This is a genomic window from Actinosynnema sp. NPDC050436 (assembly GCF_040655415.1).
In the GTDB taxonomy this organism is placed as follows: Bacteria; Actinomycetota; Actinomycetes; order Mycobacteriales; family Pseudonocardiaceae; genus Actinosynnema.
The window spans coordinates 331,338-353,910 of the sequence record NZ_JBFAJV010000008.1 but is presented as its reverse complement, the minus strand read 5'-3'; the positions used below and the strand labels follow the sequence as shown (position 1 = coordinate 353,910).

General features: G+C 73.0%; 19 protein-coding genes. 5 read left to right on the top strand and 14 right to left on the bottom strand.

Going from position 1 to position 22,573, the window contains the following annotated elements; all coding sequences use genetic code 11:
• From AB0I60_RS21510 to AB0I60_RS21480, 7 genes are all read right to left on the bottom strand, one after another.
• The gene (locus tag AB0I60_RS21510; protein ID WP_360732283.1) at positions 1-1,257 is read right to left on the bottom strand and encodes an aspartate aminotransferase family protein; all 1,257 of its coding nucleotides are present in this window, start codon (positions 1,255-1,257) and stop codon (positions 1-3) included.
• On the bottom strand, positions 1,254-2,324 hold the full coding sequence (locus tag AB0I60_RS21505; RefSeq protein ID WP_360732282.1) for an SDR family oxidoreductase: 1,071 nt from the start codon (positions 2,322-2,324) through the stop codon (positions 1,254-1,256). The genes AB0I60_RS21510 and AB0I60_RS21505 overlap by 4 nt, the downstream gene beginning before the upstream one ends.
• Before the next feature lie 204 nt (positions 2,325-2,528).
• Positions 2,529-3,659, bottom strand: coding sequence for an acyl-CoA dehydrogenase family protein (locus AB0I60_RS21500; protein WP_360732280.1), 1,131 nt, complete (start codon positions 3,657-3,659; stop codon positions 2,529-2,531).
• Between the two features lie 329 nt (positions 3,660-3,988).
• Positions 3,989-6,280 (bottom strand): MMPL family transporter, encoded by a 2,292-nt coding sequence (locus tag AB0I60_RS21495; RefSeq protein ID WP_360732278.1) that lies wholly within the window; start codon positions 6,278-6,280, stop codon positions 3,989-3,991.
• 189 nt (positions 6,281-6,469) lie between these two features.
• Positions 6,470-7,885 (bottom strand): HAMP domain-containing sensor histidine kinase, encoded by a 1,416-nt coding sequence (locus tag AB0I60_RS21490; RefSeq protein WP_360732276.1) that lies wholly within the window; start codon positions 7,883-7,885, stop codon positions 6,470-6,472.
• Between the two features lie 21 nt (positions 7,886-7,906).
• Complete coding sequence (locus AB0I60_RS21485; protein ID WP_360732274.1) at positions 7,907-8,617, bottom strand: response regulator transcription factor; 711 nt, start codon at positions 8,615-8,617, stop codon at positions 7,907-7,909.
• A gap of 331 nt (positions 8,618-8,948) precedes the next feature.
• Positions 8,949-9,338 (bottom strand): metalloregulator ArsR/SmtB family transcription factor, encoded by a 390-nt coding sequence (locus AB0I60_RS21480; RefSeq protein ID WP_360732273.1) that lies wholly within the window; start codon positions 9,336-9,338, stop codon positions 8,949-8,951.
• Between the two features lie 805 nt (positions 9,339-10,143).
• Between AB0I60_RS21480 and AB0I60_RS21475 the strand changes: the two genes are divergently transcribed.
• Complete coding sequence (locus AB0I60_RS21475) at positions 10,144-11,121, top strand: hypothetical protein (protein WP_360732272.1); 978 nt, start codon at positions 10,144-10,146, stop codon at positions 11,119-11,121.
• Positions 11,088-11,438, top strand: coding sequence for a transcriptional regulator (locus AB0I60_RS21470; protein ID WP_360732270.1), 351 nt, complete (start codon positions 11,088-11,090; stop codon positions 11,436-11,438). The genes AB0I60_RS21475 and AB0I60_RS21470 overlap by 34 nt, the downstream gene beginning before the upstream one ends.
• 38 nt (positions 11,439-11,476) lie before the next feature.
• Here the strand turns inward: AB0I60_RS21470 and AB0I60_RS21465 are convergent, their stop codons facing one another.
• Together AB0I60_RS21465 and cobF are read right to left on the bottom strand one after the other, a co-directional pair.
• Positions 11,477-12,652, bottom strand: coding sequence for a serine hydrolase domain-containing protein (locus AB0I60_RS21465; RefSeq protein ID WP_360732268.1), 1,176 nt, complete (start codon positions 12,650-12,652; stop codon positions 11,477-11,479).
• Between the two features lie 170 nt (positions 12,653-12,822).
• Positions 12,823-13,587 (bottom strand): precorrin-6A synthase (deacetylating), encoded by a 765-nt coding sequence (cobF, locus tag AB0I60_RS21460; RefSeq protein ID WP_360732266.1) that lies wholly within the window; start codon positions 13,585-13,587, stop codon positions 12,823-12,825.
• Between the two features lie 222 nt (positions 13,588-13,809).
• Between cobF and AB0I60_RS21455 the strand changes: the two genes are divergently transcribed.
• Positions 13,810-14,262 (top strand): hypothetical protein, encoded by a 453-nt coding sequence (locus tag AB0I60_RS21455; RefSeq protein WP_360732265.1) that lies wholly within the window; start codon positions 13,810-13,812, stop codon positions 14,260-14,262.
• 97 nt (positions 14,263-14,359) lie between these two features.
• Here AB0I60_RS21455 and AB0I60_RS21450 read toward each other — a convergent pair whose 3' ends face one another.
• Positions 14,360-15,280, bottom strand: a complete 921-nt coding sequence (locus tag AB0I60_RS21450; protein WP_360732263.1) for a hypothetical protein — start codon at positions 15,278-15,280, stop codon at positions 14,360-14,362.
• A gap of 507 nt (positions 15,281-15,787) precedes the next feature.
• On the opposite strand from AB0I60_RS21450, the gene AB0I60_RS21445 reads away from it, so the two are divergent.
• Positions 15,788-16,537 carry a lytic polysaccharide monooxygenase gene (locus AB0I60_RS21445; RefSeq protein ID WP_360732261.1) on the top strand — a complete coding sequence of 250 codons (750 nt, stop codon included), beginning with the start codon at positions 15,788-15,790 and terminating at the stop codon, positions 16,535-16,537.
• Positions 16,538-16,668: 131 nt separating this feature from the next.
• Here AB0I60_RS21445 and AB0I60_RS21440 read toward each other — a convergent pair whose 3' ends face one another.
• Together AB0I60_RS21440 and AB0I60_RS21435 are read right to left on the bottom strand one after the other, a co-directional pair.
• Positions 16,669-17,484, bottom strand: a complete 816-nt coding sequence (locus AB0I60_RS21440) for an SAM-dependent methyltransferase (protein ID WP_360732260.1) — start codon at positions 17,482-17,484, stop codon at positions 16,669-16,671.
• A 68-nt stretch (positions 17,485-17,552) separates the two neighbouring features.
• On the bottom strand, positions 17,553-19,352 hold the full coding sequence (locus AB0I60_RS21435) for a serine/threonine-protein kinase (protein WP_360732258.1): 1,800 nt from the start codon (positions 19,350-19,352) through the stop codon (positions 17,553-17,555).
• 432 nt (positions 19,353-19,784) lie between these two features.
• On the opposite strand from AB0I60_RS21435, the gene AB0I60_RS21430 reads away from it, so the two are divergent.
• On the top strand, positions 19,785-20,756 hold the full coding sequence (locus AB0I60_RS21430; RefSeq protein ID WP_360732257.1) for an XRE family transcriptional regulator: 972 nt from the start codon (positions 19,785-19,787) through the stop codon (positions 20,754-20,756).
• On the opposite strand, the gene AB0I60_RS21425 is transcribed toward AB0I60_RS21430, so the two are convergent.
• Positions 20,702-21,739 (bottom strand): hypothetical protein, encoded by a 1,038-nt coding sequence (locus tag AB0I60_RS21425; RefSeq protein ID WP_360732255.1) that lies wholly within the window; start codon positions 21,737-21,739, stop codon positions 20,702-20,704. The two genes, AB0I60_RS21430 and AB0I60_RS21425, sit on opposite strands and share 55 nt — an antisense overlap.
• 12 nt (positions 21,740-21,751) lie before the next feature.
• Positions 21,752-22,408, bottom strand: coding sequence for a papain-like cysteine protease family protein (locus tag AB0I60_RS21420; protein ID WP_360732329.1), 657 nt, complete (start codon positions 22,406-22,408; stop codon positions 21,752-21,754).
• Between the last annotated feature and the right edge of the window lie 165 nt (positions 22,409-22,573).

Genomic DNA, 22,573 nt, shown 5'->3' with positions numbered 1-22,573 from the left:
TCAGGAGGTCCTTTCCGGGACGGGCGCGTGGCGGGCGGCGACGACGCGCACGGCGTCGGCGAAGGCGGTGAACAGCCACTCCAGGTCGGCGTCGGTCAGCACGGCGGGCGGGGTCAGCCGCAGCACGCCGCCGGCGTTGAGCGAGTGGTTGACCAGGACCCGGCGGTTGTACAGCTCCAGCACCAGGTCGCCGGCCACGTGCGGGGTGGGCGGTTCGACACCGATCAGCAGGCCCGCGCCGCGCACCTCGGTGGGCAGGTGCGGGGCGTGCTGGTCGAACACCTCCCGCAGCCGGTCCACGATCACCGCGCCGAGCTGCCCGGCGCGGGTCACCAGGTCCTCGTCGCGCAGGACGGCGATGCTGGTCGAGGCGGCGACCATCGCCACCGGCGAGGCCGCGAACGTGGAGGTGTGCAGCAGCGGGTCCTGGGAGAACGGCTCGTAGACCTCATCGGTCGCCAGCACCGCCGCCACCGGGATCACCCCGCCGCTGAGGTTCTTGCCCACCAGCAGGACGTCGGGCGTGGTGCCCTCGCGGTCGGCGCCCCACCAGTGCCCGAGCCGGCCCAGGCCGGTCTGGATCTCGTCGAGCACGAACAGCGCGCCGTGCTCGCGGCACAGCCGCTCGACCGCGAGCAGGTAGCCCTGCGGCGGGATCACCACGCCGCCCTCGCCCTGCACCGGCTCGACCACGACGCACGCGGGCCCGCCCGCCGCCAGCGCCTCGGCCAGCGCGGCGATGTCGCCGTACGGGACGTGCGCGACGTCGGGCAGCAGCGGCCGGAACCGGTCCTGGTAGACCGGGCGGGCGGTCAGGCTCAACGCGCCGGTGGTCTTGCCGTGGTAACCGCCGATCGCGGAGATCAGCCGGGTGCGGCCGGCGGCGCGGGCGAACTTGATCGCCGCCTCGACCGCCTCGGCGCCGGAGTTGACGAAGTGCACCCGCTGCAACCCGGGTGGTGCCACCTCGACCAGCGCCTCGGCGGCGACGGCGGCGGTGGGCTCCAGCAGCAGCCGGGTGGACATCGGGTTGCGGTGGATCTGCTCGACCACCGCCGCCGTGACCCGGGGGTGGCGGTGGCCGAGGATGAACACCCCGTAGCCGCCGCAGTCCAGGAACTCGTCCTGCTGGGTCCTGACGCGGGCCCCGGTCGCGGTGGACTCGACGTGGCCGCCGGTGAACTCCGAGATCAGCGCCCGTCCGCTGCTCAGGTGGCGGCGGTAGATCTCGACCGTCCGGTCGCGGCCGGCGCTCACGCGGCGTCCTCCGCGCCCTCGCCGCGCGGCGGGGTGCCGTCGGTCGGGCGCGCGAGCCGCTGGGCGTGCACCAGGTACTCGACCCCGTTGGTGAAGGCGGTGGTGAGGTCCCGGGTGGTCAGCGGTCGGCAGCCGGGGACGTCGCCCAGCGTGGACGGGAACGCGGCGGCGTTGGCGAACAGCGCCGTCATGGCGATCATGTCGTCGAAGCGGCGGCGCACCGCGCGCGGCAGCGGGTCGATGAACACCGGGCGGATCAGCCGCTCGACCATGTCGGGTTCGACCAGGCGCGGCGGCTCGGCCCGCACGCCGTGCCGGGCCCCGGCCCGCACGCACAGCTCGATCATCGCGCTGGTGGTCAGCGCGGCCTCGCCGGCGGTGATCCAGTAGTCGCCCGAGGTGACGCCGGCGTCGACCAGGTTGGCCACCGCGTCGGCGAGCACGTCCTGAGGGACGAAGTCGACCCGCGCACCGGGGCGCAGCGGCACCAGCGGGAGGCTGCCCCGCAGCACCGCCCGGATCAGCGTGTGCAGGCCCTGGAACTTGGCGATCGCGCCGGTGGCGCTGTCGCCGACGACCACTGACGGGCGGATGATCGTCGCCGGCAGGCCCGCGCCGGTGACGACCTGCTCGGCGGCCCGCTTGGTCTCCAGGTAGGCGCTGGGGTCGGTCATGCCCTCGCGCACGTCCTCGCGGGCCAGGTCGGTGCGGGCGACGAAGGCGGTGCTGACGTAGTGCACGACCGCGCCGGAGCGCTCGGCGAACTCCAGGACCCGCCGTGTGCCCAGCACGTTGAGCTCGTGGGTGGCGTCGGCGGTGGCGGTGAAGTCGGTGACGGCGGCGCAGTGCACGATCGCGTCGACCTCGTCGGCCAGCCGGTGGGCCCGGTCCGGGTCGAGGCCGAGGCCGGGCGCGGTCAGGTCGCCCCGGACGTGCTCGCCGGCACCGGCGGGCACGGTGTTGTGGACCAGGCTGACCACGCGGTGGCCGGTCAGCCGGGGCAGGAGGGCTTGGCCGACGACGCCGGAGGCGCCGGTCAGCAGGATGGTGCGGCGTGGGGCGGGCACGGTTCACCTGTTCGTCGGAGGGACGACCGCTGCTCGGGGCGCGGCCGGGGACCCGGCCCGTTGCGGTGAGCGGGCCGGGGTGGCGTGGGCGGACCCGCTGGGCGCTGCGGGCGCGCAGGTCCGGACACGTCGGTCGAACACGTCGTTCCGAGTGCGCCTTTCGAAGGCGCGTCGTGCTGAGTGCGCTGTTCTGGGGTGTGCCGGTCAGGGCACGCGCAGCGGCTCGCCTGCGGCGTGCTCCAGCAGCGCGGTGGCCATGCGCGCCCGGGACGGCGGGTGGAAGGCCAGCGCCCGGCAGGCGGAGTTGAGGTAGGCCACGTCACCGGAGCCGATGAACGCCATGCCGCCCAGCGCCTCGACGCAGCGGCCGGCCACCGAGGTGATGACGTCCTGGGCGTGGAAGCGGCAGGTCAGCGACCGCGCCAGGGTGTCGTTGTCCGGGCCCTCGGCGGTCGCGGCGCGGGCCAGCCCCTCGACGGCCAGCACCGCCGCGTCCAGGTCTGCCAGCACCGAGGCGCGCAGCGCCGGGTCGACCTTGTCGACCGCGAGCACCCGTTCGACCAGGGCGGAGGCCGCGCCCAGGTAGGAGGCGGTCATCAGCAGCTCGAACCACACGAACCCGACGGTCTGGAGGTGGTCGAGGTCGCCCTCGGAGGTGACCCCGGTGCGGACGATCAGCTCGGCGGGCACCTCGACGTCGTCGAGCACGACCTCGTCGCTCTCGGCACCGGCCAGCACCGGGCTGTTCCAGAACGGCCGCACGCTCACGCCGGGCGCGTCGGCGGGCACCAGGGCGACGGCCAGCCGCGTGCCGCCGTCGTCGGCGGGCAGCGCGACCGAGGCGGTGAGCAGGTTCATCGAGCGGGCCAGGCTGCACGGCTTCTTCGACCCGGACAGCCACACCTTCTCGCCCTCCACCCGCGCGGTGAGACCGGGGGAGAGGATGTGCTGGCCGGTGCGCCCCTCGGCGAACCCGGAGGCGAGCAGCAGCCCGTCCTGGGCGATGGCGGCCAGCAGCATCCACTCCATGCCGTTGCCGGTGGCCGAGGTCTCCACCAGCGAGGCCACCGAGAAGTGGTGCATGGTGGTCGCCACCGCCAGCGAGGGCGACCGCGACCCGATCGCGCGCTGGACCCGCACCGCCGCCAGCAGGTCGGCTCCGGCGCCCTGGTGCTCGGTGGGCACCAGCAGGCCCGGTCCGCCCGCCTCGCGGAACGCCGCGAGTCCGGCGTTGCCCGGCCGTTCCAGGTCTTCCAGGCGCGCGCCCGCGAGGACGGCGTCCAGGCCGGGCAGCAGCCGTTCGAGTTCGGCGCGTTCGCGTTCCAGGAACCGCATCCCTGACCAAGCCCCCTGCATTGTCGCGGAGTGTGACATCCCCTGCGCCGAACCCACCCGTTGGACGGATCAGGCCCGACTGTCTGGGATCACGCTAAGTACGGCGCGTGCAGGGCAGGTGCAAGGGAACGTCAACTGCGATCCAGACTTGTGTCCGATTTGCCCTGGCCGGGAATTGTTTCCCCGCCGGTAGGTGACCAGCGGCGAGGACACCTCACGTCGCAGGTCACGGCCTCGGCGGGGTGCGCCGGGACAGGACGAAGCCCGCCCCGGCCGGGGCCGGGACGGGCTTCGCGGGTCGACGCGTCCGGAGCAGGCCCCGGAACCGGTCAGTCCGACAGGCCGATCTTCTCGTGCAGGCGGCGCAGCGGCCGGGGTGCCCACCAGTTCGCGCGCCCCGCCAGGCGCATGAAACCGGGGACCAGGATGCCGCGCACGAGCGTGGCGTCCATGATCACCGCCAGCGCCAGGCCGACGCCGAGCAGCTTGAGCGGGGTCAGGCCGGAGGTGGCGAAGGCCATCAGGATCACCGCCACCAGCGCGGCGGCGGCCGTGACCAGGCGGCCGGTGCGCTCCAGGCCCCACGCGACGGCGGCGACGTTGTCGCCCGTGCGGTGGTACTCCTCCTTGATCCGCGACAGCAGGAACACCTCGTAGTCCATCGACAGGCCGAACGCCACGCAGAACATCAGCACCGGCGTGTCGATGTCGATCAGGCCGGTGATCGTCGGGCTGCCGATCAACCAGCTCAGGTGCCCCTCCTGGAACACCCACACCATCGCGCCGAAGGTCGCGGTGAGGCTGAGCAGGTTCAGCACGATCGCCTTGAGCGGGATCAGCAGGCTGCCGGTGAACAGGAACAGCAGGACCATCGTGGACGCGGCGATCAGGCCCAGCGCCCACGGCAGCCGGTCGCCGATCGTGGCCTTGGCGTCCACCAGCACCGCGGCCTGCCCGCCCACCAGCGCCTCCGCCGGGGCCTGCACGTCGCGCACGGTGCCGACCAGGTCCATGCCGCGCTCGGAGTAGGGCTCGGTGTCGGAGATGACCGACAGCGCGGTGCCCGCGTCGGCGGTCAGCCGCTCGGTGGCCGGGCCGGGCGGCGCGACGAGCACGCCCTTGGCGTAGGAGCCGGTCGCCGCGTCGACCCGGGTGATGCCGGGCAGCTGGGAGAGCCGGGTGGCGTAGTCGCCGATCTCGGTCCCCCTCGCCGCCGGGTCGACACCGGGCAGCACGACCGAGATCGGCGAGCCCTCCTGGCTGTCGAACTGCTCGCGCAGCACCTGCGCCGCCTGGTGCGACGGCGCCTCGGGCGGCAGCACCCGGTCGTCGCTGTCGCCGAACTCCACCCGCAGGAACGGGATGCCCAGCGCGATCAGCAGCGCGGCGACGGCGAGCGTGAACGGCACCGGCCTGCGCATCACCGCCGAAGCCAGGCGGTGCCAGAACCCGGCGGTGTCCGCCACCGCGCCGGACTCGCGCCGCCGGTCGCCCTTGGCGCCCTTGCGGCGGAACGGGCGGCGGACGTCGAGGGCGTCGATGCGGCGCCCCAGCACCGCCAGCAGGGCGGGCAGCACGACGATCGAGCCCAGCGCGGCGAGCAGCACCACGGCGATGCCGGAGTAGGCGAACGAGCGCAGGTGGTACATCGGGAACACCAGCATCGCCGACAGCGACAGCGCCACGGTCAGCGCGGAGAAGATCACCGTGCGGCCCGCCGTGCGCAACGTCTGGGCGATGGCGTCGGAGACGGTGCGCCCGCCCGCCAGCTCCTCGCGGTAGCGGGTGACGATGAACAGGCTGTAGTCGACCGCCAGGCCCAGGCCGAGCGCGGTGGTGATGTTGACCGAGAACACCGACACCGGCACCAGCATGTCCAGCAGCCGCAGGATCACGAACGAGCCGATCACCGCCAGCACGCCGACGGCCAGCGGCATGCTGGCCGCCACGACGCTGCCGAACACCAGCAGCAGGATGATCAGCGTCAGCGGCGCGGCCAGCAGCTCGGCCGTGACCAGGTCCTCCGAGCTCTGCGCCTCGATCTCCACCCGCACCTGGGTGGCACCGGTCGCCTTGACGGTCAGGTCGCCCTGCTGCCCGACGTAGGCGGGCACGATGCGCTTGGCGGCCTTGCGCACCGCGTCCTCGTCACCGTCCAGGCGGACCATGACCAGCGCCGAGCGGGTGTCCTCGGAGCGCAGCGGGTCGGCCTGCTGCAGCGACCAGTAGGACACCGCCTGCACCACGCCGTCCTCGTCGGCCAGCCGCTGGGTCAGCCGCGTGCCCTCGGCGCTGATCTGCGGGTCGTCCACCGGCTGCGGCGCGGAGACGACGAACACCAGGTGCGGCGAGCCGGATTTGAACTCGTCGTTGAGCAGCTGCTCCGCGCGCGCCGACTCCGAGTCCGGCGCGGTGATGCCGCCCTCGGACAGCCTGCTCTCCACGTCCGCGCCGAAGGGGATGGCGAGGCCGACCGCGACGACGGTGGCCACCAGCACCCACAGTCTGCGGCGGAACAGCAGCCCGCCGAGTCGGGCCAGCGGGGAGCGACCTGCCGGCCGGTCCGCCGGCGGGGCGGTGGTTCGTTCGGCGCTGTGTTCCGGCGCCTTGTTGCGGCTCACGCCTCGTCCTCCAGGATCGGGCGACACCGGGCGGTGCCGCCGGGGGTGCTGCACGACCGGCGGATGTCGTTGCCGCAGCGTAGGAATTCCGGATGCAGGGGTGATCCAACTGCGATGCAGGGTTCGTACAAGCCGAGGGCGGCACGGGCCCGTCCGGTCACGTCCGCACCCCGCCAGACTCGCGTTCACTCACGTCCGCGCCCCGTCACGCCCGCGTGCGGAGGGGGTGTCGTGGTCGACGGTCCACAGGGGCAGGACCACCGCCGCCTCCAACCCGCCGGTGGACACCGGTTGCAGCCGGATGCGGCCGTTGCTCGCGTGCGCCAGGCTCACCGCGATCGACAGCCCCAGCCCCGACCCCTCGGTGTCCAGGGTCTGCGGGCCGCGCCAGAACCGGTCGCACGCGCGGCCGGCCTCCTCCGGCGTCATCCCCGGCCCCTGGTCCCGGCAGTAGACGACGACCGACGTGCCGGCGACCTCCGCGCCCACCGCGATGCGCCCGCCGGGTGGCGAGACGCGGATCGCGTTGTCCAGGAACACGTCCAGGATCTGGTCCAGCGTCCCGGGCAGGGCCAGCGCCCGGAGGTCCGCGCCCGGCTCCACCAGCACCCGGACGTCGGTGCTGTGCGCGAGCACCTGCCAGGACGCCGCGCGGTCTTCGAGGGTCGCGGCCACGTCCACGCGCTCGTAGGCGGCGTTGCTGCCCTCGGCGCGGGTCAGGGTGAGCAGCGCGTTGAGGATCAGCCCCATCCGGGTCGCCTCGCGCAGCGCGGCGTCCATCTGCGACCTGCCGCACGGCTTCACGTGCGGTTCGAGGTTCTCCAGCCGCAGCCGCAGCGCCACCAGCGGGTTGCGCAACTGGTGGGAGGCGTCGCCGACGAACGAGCGCTGCGCCTGGAGCGTCCGCTGCAACTGGTCCGCCATCCGGTTGAACGTCTCGCCCAGCACGCGCAGCTCGGGCGGGCCGCCGTCCACGGCGACGCGCGCGGCGTAGTCGCCGGCCGCGAACCGGTGCGCGGCGCGGTCGAACAACCGGACCGGCCGCAGCAGCCACCGGGACAGCGGTTCGGCCAGCAGGGCGCTCAACGCGATCGCCAGGATCTCTATCACCGCCGTCGTCGCCCACACCGTCCAGCCGTGGACCTTGAGGCCGGCCAACGACGAGCAGGTGATCACCGCGCCCCAGTGCTCGCGGTCCCGGATGACCGGTGTCGCCACGACCAGGCTGCTCCGCCCGTCGTCCACCGAGTAGGAGGCGGACTCCAGGTGACCGCCGCGCAGGGCGACCCGGACGGCCCGCTGCTCCATCACCGGCGGGTCGGCGTCCGCGCACGGTGCGCCGTACACGGCCCGCCCGTCCGGGTCCACGACGACCACCGTCGCGGCCGAGTCGCGCTCGTAGTCGAGCAGGCGCTCCGGCGCGGTGGCGGACTGGCGGCGCAGCACGGCGGCGGCGTGGTCGACGAGCTGCTCGGCTTCACCGATCCGGGTGATCACCAGTTCGTGGCCGGCCCGGTCGATCCGGTGCATCGCCAGCGGCCACCCCAGGGCGCACACCACGACGGTGGGCAGGGTGGTCAGCACCGCGACGAGGTGTCTGCGCACCGCAGGAGGTCCTCTCGGCGCTCAGGAGCCGCCGGGCGCGGTCGACTCCGGCACGCGCACCCGGAACCCCACCCCGCGCACCGACTGGATCCACTCCCGGTGGCCGAGCTTCGAGCGCAGCGTCCCCACGTGCACGTCGAGCGTCCGGGTCGAGCCGTGCCAGTGGGTGTCCCACACCTCGTCGAACAGCTCCTCCCGCGACCGCACCGCCCCCGGGTCGGTCATCAGGGCGGCCAGCAGGTCGAACTCGCGGCGGGTCAGCTCGACGGGCGAGCCCGCCACCCGCACCTGCCGGGTCCGCAGGTCCACCCGCAGCGGCCCGGCGCTGCGGACGTCCGGCGGGGTGGTGTCGGCGGGCGGCTCCTGCGCGGCGGCCAGGCCGTGCGTGCGGCGGCTGACGGCGTCGATGCGCGCGATCAGCTCCCGCGTGCTGTACGGCTTGGCGAGGTAGTCGTCGGCCCCCGACTGCAACAGCACTACCCGGTCGACCTCCTCGGACCGGGCGGTCACCACCATGATCGGCACCTGCGAGGCGGCCCGGACCCGCCGGCACACCTCCTGCCCGTCCAGGTCGGGCAGACCCAGGTCGAGCAACACGAAATCGGCGTCGGCCGCCGCTTCGACGGCCCGCTTGCCGGTGGCCACGTGGTCCACCGCGTGCCCGAACCGCTCCAACGCCTCGGATAACGCGCCCGCGACGTGGGCGTCGTCCTCCACCAGCAGGATTCGCACTCCAGACTCCCCACAGCCGTCGCGCCCCCAGGTGGGATCCCCCCACAAGAACGATCTTAGACGATTTCATCGTCGGAACCTGATGATTACTGGCCGGTAACCGCTGTCGGGTGGTGGGGGGAGCCCTTTGTGGAAGACATCGTCATGAGGTGGTTATTGGTTTCACCACTCATGGCGATCGGGTGTTGCCGCTGGTGGGCGGGGTGGTGTTTGTTGCGGCGGGTGGTCCGGTTGTCCGGGTGAGTGCGGAGGTCGACTGCGGATGTTCGGTGAGTGGTCGACCTTCTCCGCAGTCGCCTGCGGAGGCTCATCGACTCGTCGGCTCATCGACTCAGCGGAAGACTTTTCGGACCTTTGCGGACTTGTCGGACTGGGTGCTGCGGTTCGGGCAGAGGGTCACTGCGTTGCCGGTGGCGGTCAACACCCGTTCGGCGGAGGCCAGCAACTCCAGCAGTTCGGGCCGTGCCAAGCTGTAGAAGACCTGCCGCCCTTCCGGACGGCCCACGACGAGGTCGCAATCGCGCAGGCACGCCACGTGCGCGGACACCGTGGACTGGGCCAGCCCGAGTTCGGCGACCAGGTCGACCACCCGGGCCTCACCCCCGGCCAACCGCTGCACGATGGCCAACCTCGTGCCGTCGGACAAGCTGTGGAACAACGCCACCGCCGGAGCCAGCACGTCACCGGCGGACACCAGCCAACCGTCAGGGCTCATCGGCATCCAGCGATGATAGCCGGCAGTGGTCGATGAATCGATAGCGAGAACCTCTCGACTTCGCTGATTTGTGTGGTGGGGGAGCGGCTTTCGTACGGCGGGGTGTGAAGTCGGCGCGTTGGCTCGGACGGCCCTGCACACCCCCGCTTGAGCGGGGAGGGCCCACCGTCATCGGCGTCCCAAGGCTTAGCCCGTGGACCACTCCCGCTCACGCGGGGAAAATGCCGCGTCCCTCAGGAGGCACTACCTCACGCCGGGACCACCCCCGCTCGCGCGGGGAAGACGGTCAGCGCATCCTACGGACCACGGTGTCCAGCGATCACCCCCGCTCGCGTGGGGAAGAGGTGATGGCGATCCACGAACGCGCGCCGCGACTGGGGCCCCCGCTCGCGCGGGGAAGACCGCCCTGGTCCTCGTCGTCCGCGCGCCGCGCGGCCGGACCACCCCCGCTCGCGGGGAAGACAGCATCTGGGCCGCCCGCTCGTTGTGCCTGCGCGGACCACCCCCGCTCGCGCGGGGAAGACACCGGCCGGGCGCTTGGCGATCGTCCGGGCGTCGGACCACCCCCGCTCGCGCGGGGAAGACCCAACCGCCTCCCCATCACAGCCGAGGAGGCTCCGGACCACCCCCGCTCGCGCGGGGAAGACACTCCTTGGCCTGGGAGTTTATCGGGCGGCGGACCAGTTCTCATTCGGTGCACGTCGGTCCCGGTCCGAGTCGTGCCGCTTGAGCCGAACACGAACCGCCCCTTGACCGCATCAGGTTTGCGGTGCAAACCTGTCTGCACCACAGACGCTGGGGGAGAGCAACGATGTCCGACGCGGCGACCGCCGGTCTGATCGATGAGATGAGCAGCCTGCGCAAGCGGACCAGGCGGGTGCGGCGGGGGTATTGGTTTCCGTTACTCGTGTTCGGGTTGCTGACCCTCGGGGCGCTTCCGCTCATGCGCCCCTTCGACTGGGAGAACTCGCCCGACACCCGGTGCGAGTACAACCCCGACGGCTCCATGAGCATTTGCCGGGTCTTCCACCCGAACACCGCGTTCGACGTCCCCGGGCTCGGGCGGGTCGATCCGCTCCGCGTCTTCAACAGCGGGTTCGTGGAGCCGGTTGCCCACCCGCTCGCGCTCGGGCTCTACTGGCTCGCCGTCCTGGTCTTCGGGTTTCTCGCCACGGTCTGGTGGTACCGGTGGCGGGCGTCGCGGGTGGGGGTGGAGACGTCGACCAGGGCGTACGCCCAAGTCACGTACTGCGGCCTGGCCGTGTTGCTGCTGGTGCCGCTGATCAGTGCCGTCTCCGGCCGCGCGCTGAGCCTGCACCACTGGGCGCACCGCTTCGGTAGCCTGGCGCTGATCGTCATCTCGCTCGGCGCGGTGCTGGTCGCGATACGCCTGTCGCGGGCCGAACACCCGCCGACGCGACGGCAGCGCGTGCTCCGGGCCGTGGGTGTCGTGGTCACCGTGCTGGTCGTCGCCACCCTCGCCACCGCCACGATCGACAAGACCGGGGGCCTGCTGCTGATCGCCGTCGGCCTGCTGACGCTCGCCGTGCTGGAGCGCAGTGCGTGGTGCACGGTCGTGGCCGTCGCGTTCACCGGGGTCGCGCTGCTGGCCAACATCTCCTACATGGGTACGATCTTCTACCGCCTGGGCTGGGAGATCGGCCCGAGGGAGACCAACCTCCTGTTCAACGGCAAGGACGTGGTGCTGCCCGGTGCGGTGCTGGTCATCGGAGGTGTGGTGGCGCTGGTCGGGCAGTGGCGGACGACCCGGGCCGGGCGGGCGGGGTGAGCGGGCAGCACCCGACCACCGGGCTCGACGACGTCGTCCACCAGCGCCACCGGCTCGGAATCCTGACCATCGCGGCCGAGGCGAAGCGGGTCGAGTTCGGCTACCTGCGGTCCACGCTGGACCTCACGGCCGGCAACCTCTCCCGCCACATCACCGTGCTGGAGGAGGCGGGCCTGGTCCGGGTGGACAAGGGGTACGACGGTCGCCGGCCGAAGACCTGGGTGAGCATCACCGGGCCCGGCCGCACCGCGCTGACCAACGAGATGGCCGCCCTGCGCGCGCTGCTCACCCGCCACGACGGCAGTCCGCCGGGCTGAGCCGAGGGGGCCGGGGCCGGCCCCCTCGTGCCGGTGCCTCAGCCGCACAGGGCCTTGGCGACGACCTTGTACTCGGCGGCCCTGATCTTCAGGTTGGCCGCCTGCTCCACGAAGTCGTACACGCCGTGGTTCTCCGACATCACCACGCGCCGGCCGCCGTCCACCGAGCTGTACATGTAGGTGGTGTAGCCCTGGGTGCCCCCGGTGTGGCCGATGCCGAAGCAGCCCGGCGCGAACTCGTGCAGCTCCAACCCCAGCCCGTACCCGTCGTTGCCGCCCGTGGGCGTCGTCTTGCGCATCTCGGCCAGCAGGTGCGGCGGGAGGAGCCTGCCGCCCAGCAGGGCGCCCAGGAAGCGGTCGAGGTCCTCGGTGGTGGAGATGATCTCGCCGGCGGGCCCGGCCCACGACATGTTCTGCCGGGTCACGTCGACCGTCTTGAGCCGGCCGCCGTCCGGGTAGCTGTGGTAGCCGTGCGCGTGCCGGCCGGGGATGGTCGCGCGGGTGCCCGGCAGGCTGGTGTCGTTCAGCCGCAACGGCTTGAGGATGCGCCGCTCGACCTGGCTCGCGTACGGCGTGCCGGTCGCCTTCTCGATCAGCATCCCGGCGAGCAGGTAGTTGGTGTTGGAGTAGGAGAACTTCTCGCCCGGCGGGAACAGCGCGGGCTTGGCCAGTGAGAACTTGATCAGGTCGTCGGTCCGGTAGGTGCGGAAGCGGTCCTGCGCCCACTCCTCGCCGAACGCCGGGATGCCGACGTCGATCGTCCCGTCCGCGCGCGGCGAGCCGGTGTAGTTGTAGAGGCCGCTGGTGTGCTGCAACAACATCCGGACGGTGATCCGCCGGTCGAGGCCGTACCGGGGGAGGTGGCGGGCCACCGGGTCGTCGAGCCGCACCCTGCCCTCGTGCACCAGTTGCAGGACCACGGTGGCGACGAACGCCTTGGTGGTGCTGCCGGCGCGGAACCGGCCGCTGGTGGACGGCTTGCCGGGCTCGCCCAGCTCTCGGACGCCCGCGCTGCCGGTCCAGCCGCCCGGCCGGTCGTGCACCCGCAGCTGCGCACCCGCGATGCCGGTCGTCACCAGCTCCGCGACGGCCTGCTTCAGCGGCTCGCGGGACGGGGTGGCGTGCGCCGCCCCGACCGCGCTCGTGCCGACCAGTCCGACCAGCAGCGCGGCCGACACGACCACCGCTGCGGCACGGCCGTTCTTCGATCCCACAGGAATGTCCCCTCATCGGTAAAGACCTGATCAGCCTTGCCGTGAGGACATTAGGGGCGGTTCGGGCGGAGCGGACATGACGCAGACGCCCGACCCGGGGTAGCGCCTGCACCACCGTTCGCCGCCACGGTTTCCGGGTCGGGTGCGACGCCAGGAGTGGTCGGGGGCGGTCAGCGCTTCCGGCGGCGCAGCAGGTAGGTGTCCATGATCCAGCCCTTGCGCTCGCGGGCCTGGTCGCGCAGCGGCGGGATGCCGGCCGCGACCTCGGCCAGCGGTCCGGCGACCGTCAGCTCGTCGGGCGTGCCGAGGTACGCGCCCCAGTAGATGTCCAGGTCGGGGTCGTCCAGGCCGGCGAACGCGCAGTGCGCGTCGAGCATCACCACCACGTCGTCCACGTCGTCCGGGAAGCCGTCCGCCGCCAACCGGCGCCCGGTCGTCACCAGCACCGGTCTGCCGATCTGGTTCAGGCTGATCCGGTGCGCCGCGACCAGCGCGGACACGCTGCTCACGCCGGGCACGACGGTGTAGTCGAACCCGACCCGCCCGCGCCGCCGCACCTCCTCGACCACGGCGATCGTGTTGTCGTACAACGTCGGGTCGCCCCAGCACAGGATCGCGCCGACCTGCCCGTCCGCCAGCTCGTCGCGGAACAGCCCCTCGTACAGGTCCGCCCGCCGCCCGTGCCACTCGGCCACCGTCTCCCGGTAGTTCTCCGGCGTCCGGTCCCGGTCCACGTCGACCGCCCGCACCACCCGGTAGGCCGGGTCCGGGACGTACCGCTCCAGGATCGCGAGCCGCGCGTCCACGAGGTCGCGCTTCGCCTCCCCCTTGTCCAGCAGGAAGAACACGTCGACCTCGGTCAACCGCCCGACCGCCTGGACGGTGACGTGCTCGGGGTCCCCGGCACCGATGCCGATGAGGTGGATGGTCCGCATGGCCGCAGTCTCCCACGCACCCGGCCCGGCACCGCCGTCCACTGTGGAGGTGGCGACCGGGATCACCCGCGCGCGAGCCGTCCGACCGGCGCGGACGGCGTGGTCGGCGGTGGTCGCGGGCGGCTTCGGGACGGCGCACCCCGGGCCGTGTGGGGCTGGTCACCGACCTTTGTCGGTGGTGTCTGGTCTACTGCGGGTGGACCGACCACAGTGGAGGAACCGATGGGTGTGCTGACCGACTACTTCCGGGCGACCGACGCCGGAGCCGTGGCGCGGACCATGGGCGAGGGGGACTCCGGGCCGTTGGAGCTGGAGGGTGCGCCCTTCGACGGCTTCGCGGACAAGGGGCTCGACCCGGCCGTGCGGCTCGGGGTGCTCGTGGCCGTGGTCCGGGGCGTGGAGTGGCGGCCGGACCTGGTCGGCTCGCGCCCGGTGTGGCCGGCCGTGCCGGAGGAGGCGGACTCGTGGGTGTTCGAGCTCGACGCCGGGGTGCGGGACGTGCTGGCCGCCGTGCCCGACGCGGCGGTGGCGGGGCTGGCGGCCGAGGTGGTCCTGACGGAGGACTGGGCCGGCACACCGGTCGAGGACGTGCGGGCGACGCTGGAGGACCTCATCGCCCTGTCCCGACGAGCCCGCGACGCCGGTGACCTCCTGTACTGCTGGTGCACGGTGTAGCCGGGCCGGTGCGGCGGGCCTGGCGGTCGAGCCGCACCGCTGCCCCGCCGGAGCCTCGTCCGGCGGGGCAGCGGTCGCGGTCGGCCCGGCCGGGTGGTCAGGCGTCGTGGTCGGGCATCTGGATCACCGGGCGGGCCGGGGCGTTCGGGTTGGCCGGGTCGGTGACGGTGAGGGTGTTCCAGTGGGCGCGGGCGGCCTGGAACTCCGGGGTGAGGCCGGTCCGGTCGGCCAGGGCGGCGATGTCGCGGAGCTTGACCCGGCTCGCGCCGGCGTCCCGCGACCAGCCCCACGACACCACGGCGAGGTACTTGTTCTTCCGGACGCCGGCGGTCGTCTGGTACTGCAGCAGCACCGCCGTCTGGAAGTCCATGCCCAGCAGGTCGGAGCCGAGCGGCACGTTCGGGTTGTCCCGGAGCGTGGCGCGGTTCTGCTTGGGGCCCGCCGTCTTCCAGTCGGTCGCGAACAGGGCGTTGCCGCCGGTCTGCTCCTCCTGGGTGGTGAACAGCGGGATGGTCTCGGTCAGCCGCTGCTGCGCGTAGCGGAAGTCCAGGCTCGCCAGCACCCCGTTCTGCGGCACCGGGCCGTTGACGAGGGTGTCGTCGGCGGTCTGCTGGGCCTGGTAGTCGGCGGCGTGGTTCGCCGGGTTGGCCAGTTCGGCCCGGCGGGCGGCGGCGATCTTGCGGAAGGACTCCAGGACCGGCCTCTTGGTGATCAGGTCGACGTCGAGCGCCCAGCCGGCGTGCGGCGAGTTGGCCGGCACGCACCGCTCGGCGTAGCCGATGTTGCCCTGCACCGGCTGCGGCCCGGCGTTGTGGCCGGGCTGCTGGACCTCGCGCGCGATCTGGACGAGGTGGAACTCCACCCGCGTGCCCGGCTGGTAGTCGGCGAACTTGTCCTTGATCTTGAAGGTCGCGGGCTGGTACTCCATCGAGACCTTCGCGCCCACCTGCCCGTCCTCGCCGTAGGGGTCGAAGCGCGCGGCGTAGAAGGTTCCGGTGCTGAGTTCGAGCGGAGCCAAGGCTTTCCTGTTCCTGACGCGTCGGCGGAGTCGGTCATCCGGGTGATCTCCCCCCGAGGGGGTCGCGTTACGCGCCCCGCGCCCGACGGGTTCGTGGTCGCGCAGGCGGCCGATCGGCGGACGGTCGCCGGGTCCGCGCGCCGCGACCCGGTGCGCCGGGTGGTCGTCGCGGTCAAGAACGCGCTCCTGTTAACGCGCGCGGGGTGCTGCCGGCGGCCTGCGCGAGCCGGCACGCTTGACCTGCTCCCGGAATCCGGGCACCGCCGTCCCGGACACCGCCCCCGCACCGCGCAACCCCTGCTCAGCCGGGTGGCGCACGGGGGGTGAGCCGGTCGGACCAGTCGGGTCGACAGCTTGACCCGGGACGATGATGACGTCTATGGTCTAGACCACTTGCCGGTGGTGTCCGCCCTCTCCCGGGCGGGCGCACCCGGTCGATCCGGTCGCCGCGGATTTGGACCCTGCCCAGGGAAACCCCCCTCGGGGTTCCTCCGAAGGAGCTGGACAATGAGTCTGAAACGGAAGCTCGCGGCGGTCCTCGCCGGCGTGGGCATCGCCCCGTTCATCGTCGTGGTGTCGGCGGGCCCGGCCAACGCCCACGGGTACATCACCTCCCCGCCCAGCCGGCAGGCGAACTGCGCGGCGGGCAAGGTCTCCAACTGCGGCGACATCATCTACGAGCCGCCGAGCGTGGAAGGCCCGAAGGGCCAGCAGAACTGCCACGGCGGCGACGCCCGCTGGGCGCCCCTGAACGACGACCGCAAGGCGTGGCCCGCCGCCTCGGTGGGCGACAACGTCACGTTCAACTGGCTGATCACCGCCAACCACGCCACCTCCACGTGGCAGTACTGGGTCGGCGGCAGCAAGATCGCCGAGTTCAACGACCACGGCCGCCAGCCGGGCCGCACGGTCCAACACGCCGTCAGCCTGGGTGGCCGCACCGGCCGCATCAAGCTGCTGGCGATCTGGAACATCGCGGACACGGCGATGGCGTTCTACAACTGCGTCGACCTCCAGGTCGGCCCCGGTGGCCCCGGCCCGACGACCACCCCGACGACGACCACGACCACCACCACGCAGCCGACCACGACGACCACCACGACCCCGCCCGTGACGGGTCCGTGGGCGACCGGCGTGACCTACCCGGCCGGCTCGCAGGTGACCTACGGCGGCTCGTCGTACCGCTGCATCCAGTCCCACACCTCGCTGTCCGGCTGGGAGCCGCCGAACGTGGCGTCCCTCTGGCAGCGGCTGTAGGTCGCCTGCCGGTGCGGGAGTGCGGCACCGGTGACCGACCGAGCGGAGGGCGCCCCCGGCACGCGCCGGGGGCGTCCTCCCGTCTCCGGGGCGGTCGGCCCACGCGGGCCGACGTCGCCGTAGCCGAGCGGTCAGCCCACGCGGCCGACGCCGCCGTAGCCGAGGGGGCGGGCCACGCTGTCGGCGTCCTCGACGCGGCCGTCGGTGGTCCAGTCCGGCAGGCACACCAGGCCCGGCTCCACCAGGGTCATGCCGTCGAACCAGGCGAGGATCTCCTCGTGCGTGCGGACGTGCACGTACTCGTCGGCCGCCGCGTAGGCTTCGACCAGCCGCGCCACCTCGGCCTGCAACTCCGGCGGGGCCTGCTCGCTGGCGATGTGCGACAGGGCGACCAGGCTGCCGGGCGCGAGCCGCCGCCGGTAGGCGTCGACCAGCTCGCCGGGCCGGTCCTCGTCGGAGATGAACAGCAGCACGCCGACCATCAGCAGGGCGACCGGCTCGGAGAAGTCGATCAGCCGCTTGGTCTCCGGGTGCTCCAGGATCGCGTCCGGCTCCCGGATGTCGGCCTGGATGATCGCCGCGAACGGGTTGCCCGACAGGAGCTGCTTGGCGTGCGCGTAGGCCACCGGCTCGTAGTCCACGTACACCACGCGCGAGGCCGGGTCGACCTGCTGGGCGATCTCGTGCACGTTGCCCACGGTCGGGATGCCCGACCCGAGGTCGAGGAACTGGCGGATGCCCTGGTCGAGGCAGTACTGGACGACCCGGCGCAGGAAGGCCCGGTTGAGCAGGGTCACGGCGGGCACGGAGGGCGCGATCCGGAGCACCTGGTCGGCGAACGCGCGGTCGACCGCGAAGTTGTGCGCGCCGCCGAGGAAGTAGTCGTAGGCGCGGGCCGCGGACGGCACGCTCAGGTCCACATCGCTGCGCGGCTCGAAGGAGGTCATGCGCCGGCCTTCCTGGGGTGGGGGTGACTGCGGGGACCCGCAGCTTAAGCCGCCGGGAGCGATTCCGGTCAGTTCATGGCGACCAAGATCATGCTGTTCCACCAGTAGCCGAGTTTGTCCAGTTCGTCCGGACCGGTCGCGGAGGTGGACAGCAGGCCGCCGACGGTCGACGTCCGGGTGTCCACCCACCACACCTGGCCCACGCCGTCCTTGACGAAGCACGTGGTGAACTCGCCGGGCAGCGGCCCGCTGGTGTCCCGGTAGTACAGCGCGTAGTGCGCCGGCTGGGTCTTGGGCCGGCAGCCGCCCCAGTCGTCGTCGCGCGGGATGCCGTTCGCCTGGACGATGGCCAGGAAGAACGCGTCCTGCGCGGCCCGGTCGGGGAACAGGTGGAACACCGCGCGCTGGGGCGGCGCGAACAGCGGGTGCGCGGAGTTGGCCTCGGTGCACACGACGCTCGCACTGGCACCCGCGCCCCGGTCCGGTTCGGACTTGCAGGACCGGTTGTCCCGGTAGACGCCCGGCAGGCGCTGCCGCAGCGCCACCTCGTTCGGATCGGGCTGCGTCGTGGTGGTCGACGTGGTGGTGGTCGTGGTCCGGCCGCTGGTGGTCGTCGCCGTGCTGGTGGACGCCGTGGTGCTGGTGCTCGCGGCAGCCTGACCCCCGGTCGACCAGTACTGCGACGACCACACCACCAGGCCCGCGACCAGCACGATCGCCACGCCGGCCACGATCAGCGGTGCGCGTCTGCGCCGGGCGGCGGTCGGCCTGGGCTGGTTCGGCGGCGGGAACGGGCCGGGTGGGTGGCGGTGCGGCGGTGGTGGGAAGTGCGGGCGGCCGGGGAGGCTCGCCGGGCCGAGGCGGGTGCCGGTCGGGCCGGACAGCCCCTGCGGTGGAGATGGCGTGGTGGACTGCCGGACCGCCGGGCCGGGCGGGGTGGCGGCAGCGAAGGGGCCCACCGGGGTCGCAGGCGGGGAAGCGGCTGAGGGGCCCGCTGGGGGCGCAGGCGGGGAAGCGGTGGTGGAGGGGCTTGCCGGGCTGGCGGGTGGGGCGGCGGCGGCGGTGAGGGCCGCTGTGGCGGCGGCGGCGAAGGCCCCGGCCGTCTGGTGGCGGTCGGCCGGGTTCTTCGCCATGCCCCGCCGGATCACCTCGTCCACGGCGGCCGGGACCGCCGGGTTGAGCAGCGCGGCGGAGGGCGGCACCTGGTGCAGGTGCGCCCAGATCTGGGCCGCCACCCCGTCCGCCGCGAACGGCCGCTGCCCGGTCACGCACGCGTAGAGCACGCAGGCCAGCGCGTACACGTCGGCCCGGCCGTCCACGGCCCCGCTCCCGAAGCGCTCGGGCGCCATGTAGTCCAGCGTGCCCACGAGCACCCCGGACGCCGTCGCGTCGGCCCCGCGCGGCAGCAGGTCGCGGGCGATGCCGAAGTCGACCAGGTACGCGAAGTCGTCCGGCGTGACCAGCACGTTCGACGGCTTCACGTCCCGGTGCACGACCCCGTCCGCGTGCGCCGCGTCGAGCGCGCCCGCCACCTGCGCGACGATCCGCACCGCGCGTTCCGGCGACAGCGGCCCGGCCGCCGCCAATTCGCCGAGGTCCTGCCCCTCGACCAGCCGCATGTCCAGGTAGAGCCGCCCGTCGATCTCGCCGTACGCGTGGATCGGGATGACGTGCGGTTCGCGCAGCCGCGCCACGATCCGGGCTTCCCGGCGGAACCGGGCGCGGTACTCCTCGTCGTCCAGCGCAGGGGACAGCCGCTTCAACGCCACCACCCGGTCGTGCGCGGTGTCGTGGGCGCGGTGCACCTCGCCCATGCCGCCGCGCCCCAGCAGCTCGCCGATCAGGTAGTGGCCGAACGACTCTCCCATGACTCCCTCGCGTCCGCCGGTGGCTCCGTTCCGAGTCGACGTGCGAACCCGGCTCCCGGTTCCCCCGATCGGCGGTGGGACCGGGTGCGCCGGCGGCGACCGGCTCCGGGCACGGCCGGTCGCACGGCGGGAATGCCGGTCTCAACCTGTTAAACCTGAAGGAACGCGCGGCCGGCGACGGGGGAGTCCACTGTGGATGTCCGAACGGGCCGGCGACCACGTGCGATTACCCGTCATATCGGACAAACCGTTGTGCAGCAGTGCAACTACCGCCGAGGTGGACTCGGAATTCGAAGCCGCGCACAGCGTTGCCGTCAACACCCCACCCGGTCGCACCCGACTTTGGTAGGTGGTCCACCACTGCGCGCCTACTTACAGTGCGTAAGGCCGGGTATCCAGACCGCGACGAACCGGCAGTGCGAGGTAACGCACATGAGTCATGAGGTCCACGTGCTCGCAGGAGACCAGTCGGCCCCCGTGCCGCCGGGCGAGCTCGCCCAGGCGCTGCGCTACGGGCCGTTCGACCGCGCACTGGCGACGGCCATCCGCCGGCGCGGGCTGTCGCTGTCCCGGCTGCGGGCCCACCTCAGATCCCACGACGTCACCATCGCCCAGTCCACGCTGAGCTACTGGCAGCGCGGGCTGCGGCACCCCACCGTGCCGCGCGCGCTGGACACCGTGCGGGCGCTGGAGCGGGTGCTCCAACTCCCCGAGGACAGCCTCGTCGTGCTGATCGGGCCGCACCAGCGCGGGCCGGAGGTCGACCAGCGCGTGCCGTCGATCCCCGACCTGACCGAGAGCTGGGCGGGCACCGGGGCGCTGCTGGCCGAGTTCGACGGCGTGTCCGGCAGCCCGTGCAACACCGACCTCGACATCGCCACGGTGTTCGACGACGTCCGGCTGACCGCCGCCGGGGAGATCGCCGAGATCTCCTCGACCATGGCGGTCCGCGCCCGCCGGTCCGGCCCGGACGGCTTCGTGGTCACCCACCAGAGCGAGCCCGACGCCGACATCGACACCGCCCGGGTGCTGGCCGGCGACGGCTGCCGGATCGGCCGGGTGCGCAAGCGGCCGTCCTCGGCGGGCATGGTGTTCGAGGTCCTGTTCGACCGCAGGCTCACCGAGGGCGACGTGCACATCTTCAGCTTCTTCCTGGCGTTCAGCACACCGGTCCGCGCGCCGACGTTCTACCGGGTGGTCCGGGGCCGGATGCAGAGCTACCTGATCCGGCTGTACTTCGACCCGTCGATGCTGCCGGTCCGCTGCACCAGGGTGGAGCGGGCGCACGAGGGGCTTCCACCCTCCGTCAGCGAAGCGCTGCTGTGCGCGCCCAACGGCTTCGCGTGCGCCTACTTCGAGGGGCTGGACTCCTCGCTGGCCGGCGTCGACTTCCTCTGGGAGTAGCGCCGCCGCACGACCAGCGCGAACGCGAGCACCACCAGGGCCGCCGCGCCGGCGATCGCCCACCCGGGCCACGCCGACCCGGGCGGCGCGGGTGCCGCCGGCGGGGCGGCGTCCTGCTGGGGGAACCCGATCCCCTGGTCCTTCTCGTAGTCCGAGCCGGGCAGCTTGTCGCCGTAGCGGGCCCGGACCTGCGCCTGGTAGTCGGCGATCGGGACGAACGCGCCGACCGGCGTCTGCGGCAGGCTCGCCTGGAGCAGCACCACGCCGGTCGGCGTCAGCTCGTACCAGCCGTTGATCTGCGGTTCGTTGAGCAGCACCGAGCCGTCCGGCAGCCGCCGGCCCAGCGTCTCCTCGTCGTCGCCGGAGAATACGCTGCCCACGGTCCAGCCGCCGGCACCCTGCGGGTCGGCGCGCAGGGTCGCGCGCTTCCCGTCGTCCGCCGTCGCGGTGACCGCGATGTACTGGAGCACCCCGGCCGGCGCGTCCGGGACGCCCCGGACGAAGTCGGGGTTCAGCACGTACGCCGCGACCCCGTGGTCGGCGACCGTCACGGTGGCCGGCTCGGTGCCGTGGACCTGCCGGAAGTTGGTCTTGGCGAAGCTGATCGCGGACGGTGCCCGCGCGGCGTCGAGCGCGGCGGCGAAGTCCTCCGGAGAGGGTGGAGGAACCGCCCCGCGCACCGACACCGCGCCGGGCACCGCCCCGCGCCCCGACGCGGTGTGGGCCGCCAGGCCCACGCGCACCGCGCCACCCGTCGCCGCCTGGCCCGCCGCCGCACCGGAGGCCGCCGGGCCCGCCGGTCCCGCGCCGGTGGCAGCCTCGCGGCCCGGTGCCGCGCCGAAGGCCGCCGGCCCCGCGCTGCTCGACGCCACGCCCACCGGCCTCGTGTCGGCCGACGCGGTGCCGACCGGTGCCGTGGCGAGCAGTGCCGTGGCGAGCAGTGCCGTGGCGAGGGCGGGGGAGGACCACTTCCGGCAGATCACGACCTCGACCCCTTACCGCGCCTTGGCGATGTTGACGATGGTGTCGTTCCAGCGGAACTTGGCGTTGCTCCGGTACTGGTTGTACGACCACGTCTGGTAGCGCTGGTAGGTCGGCCACGGGTCGCCGACCAGGATCGACTGGTTCGCCGAGTCGTAGCCGTAGATGACCTCGGCGTGGCCGCCGCCGGAGGTCCAGTAGATACCGGTCAGGTTCGGGATGCCGGCGTCGATCTGCTGGGTGATCGAGGCGAAGCTGATCGGGCCGCGCGCGTCCTGGGCGCTGAAGCCGGTGCCCCGGAAGCCGCGCACGATCTCCGGGATCTGCGCCGGCTGGTTCGGGCAGTAGCCGGGCGACGAGCCCTTGCCGGCGGCGCAGAACGCCGTCTGGCTGACCGTCACGCCGAGGGTCTGCTCGATGCTCGCCCCGGTCGCCGCCCAGCACCACTGGTTCTGCTGCTGGACCTGCTGGGTGTAGTTGAGCCGCTTCGCCGCCTGCGCGGTGAAGCCGCCCTTCGGGGTGACCACCGGGGCGATCTCGCGGACCTGGGTGTGGTCCTCGGTCTTGATCAGGCCGTGCGGCGTGCCCTGGTCGGCGGGCGCGGCCGTCGCCGGGGACGGGAGCGCGACCGACGCGCTGAACGCGGCGGCGACGGCGAGCAGGCAGGGCAGCCCGCGTCGGGTGGTTTTGCGGTCCACGGGTGTTCTCCTCGCAGGGGAAGAAGACGGGTGCGGTTCGCCGGCCGGGGCGGGACGGCCGACTGGCCACTACCGTGCGCGGAGTTCCACCCCCGGACAACTGCCCCGGGTTTCCTCGCGGGCCGTGCTGTGATCGTT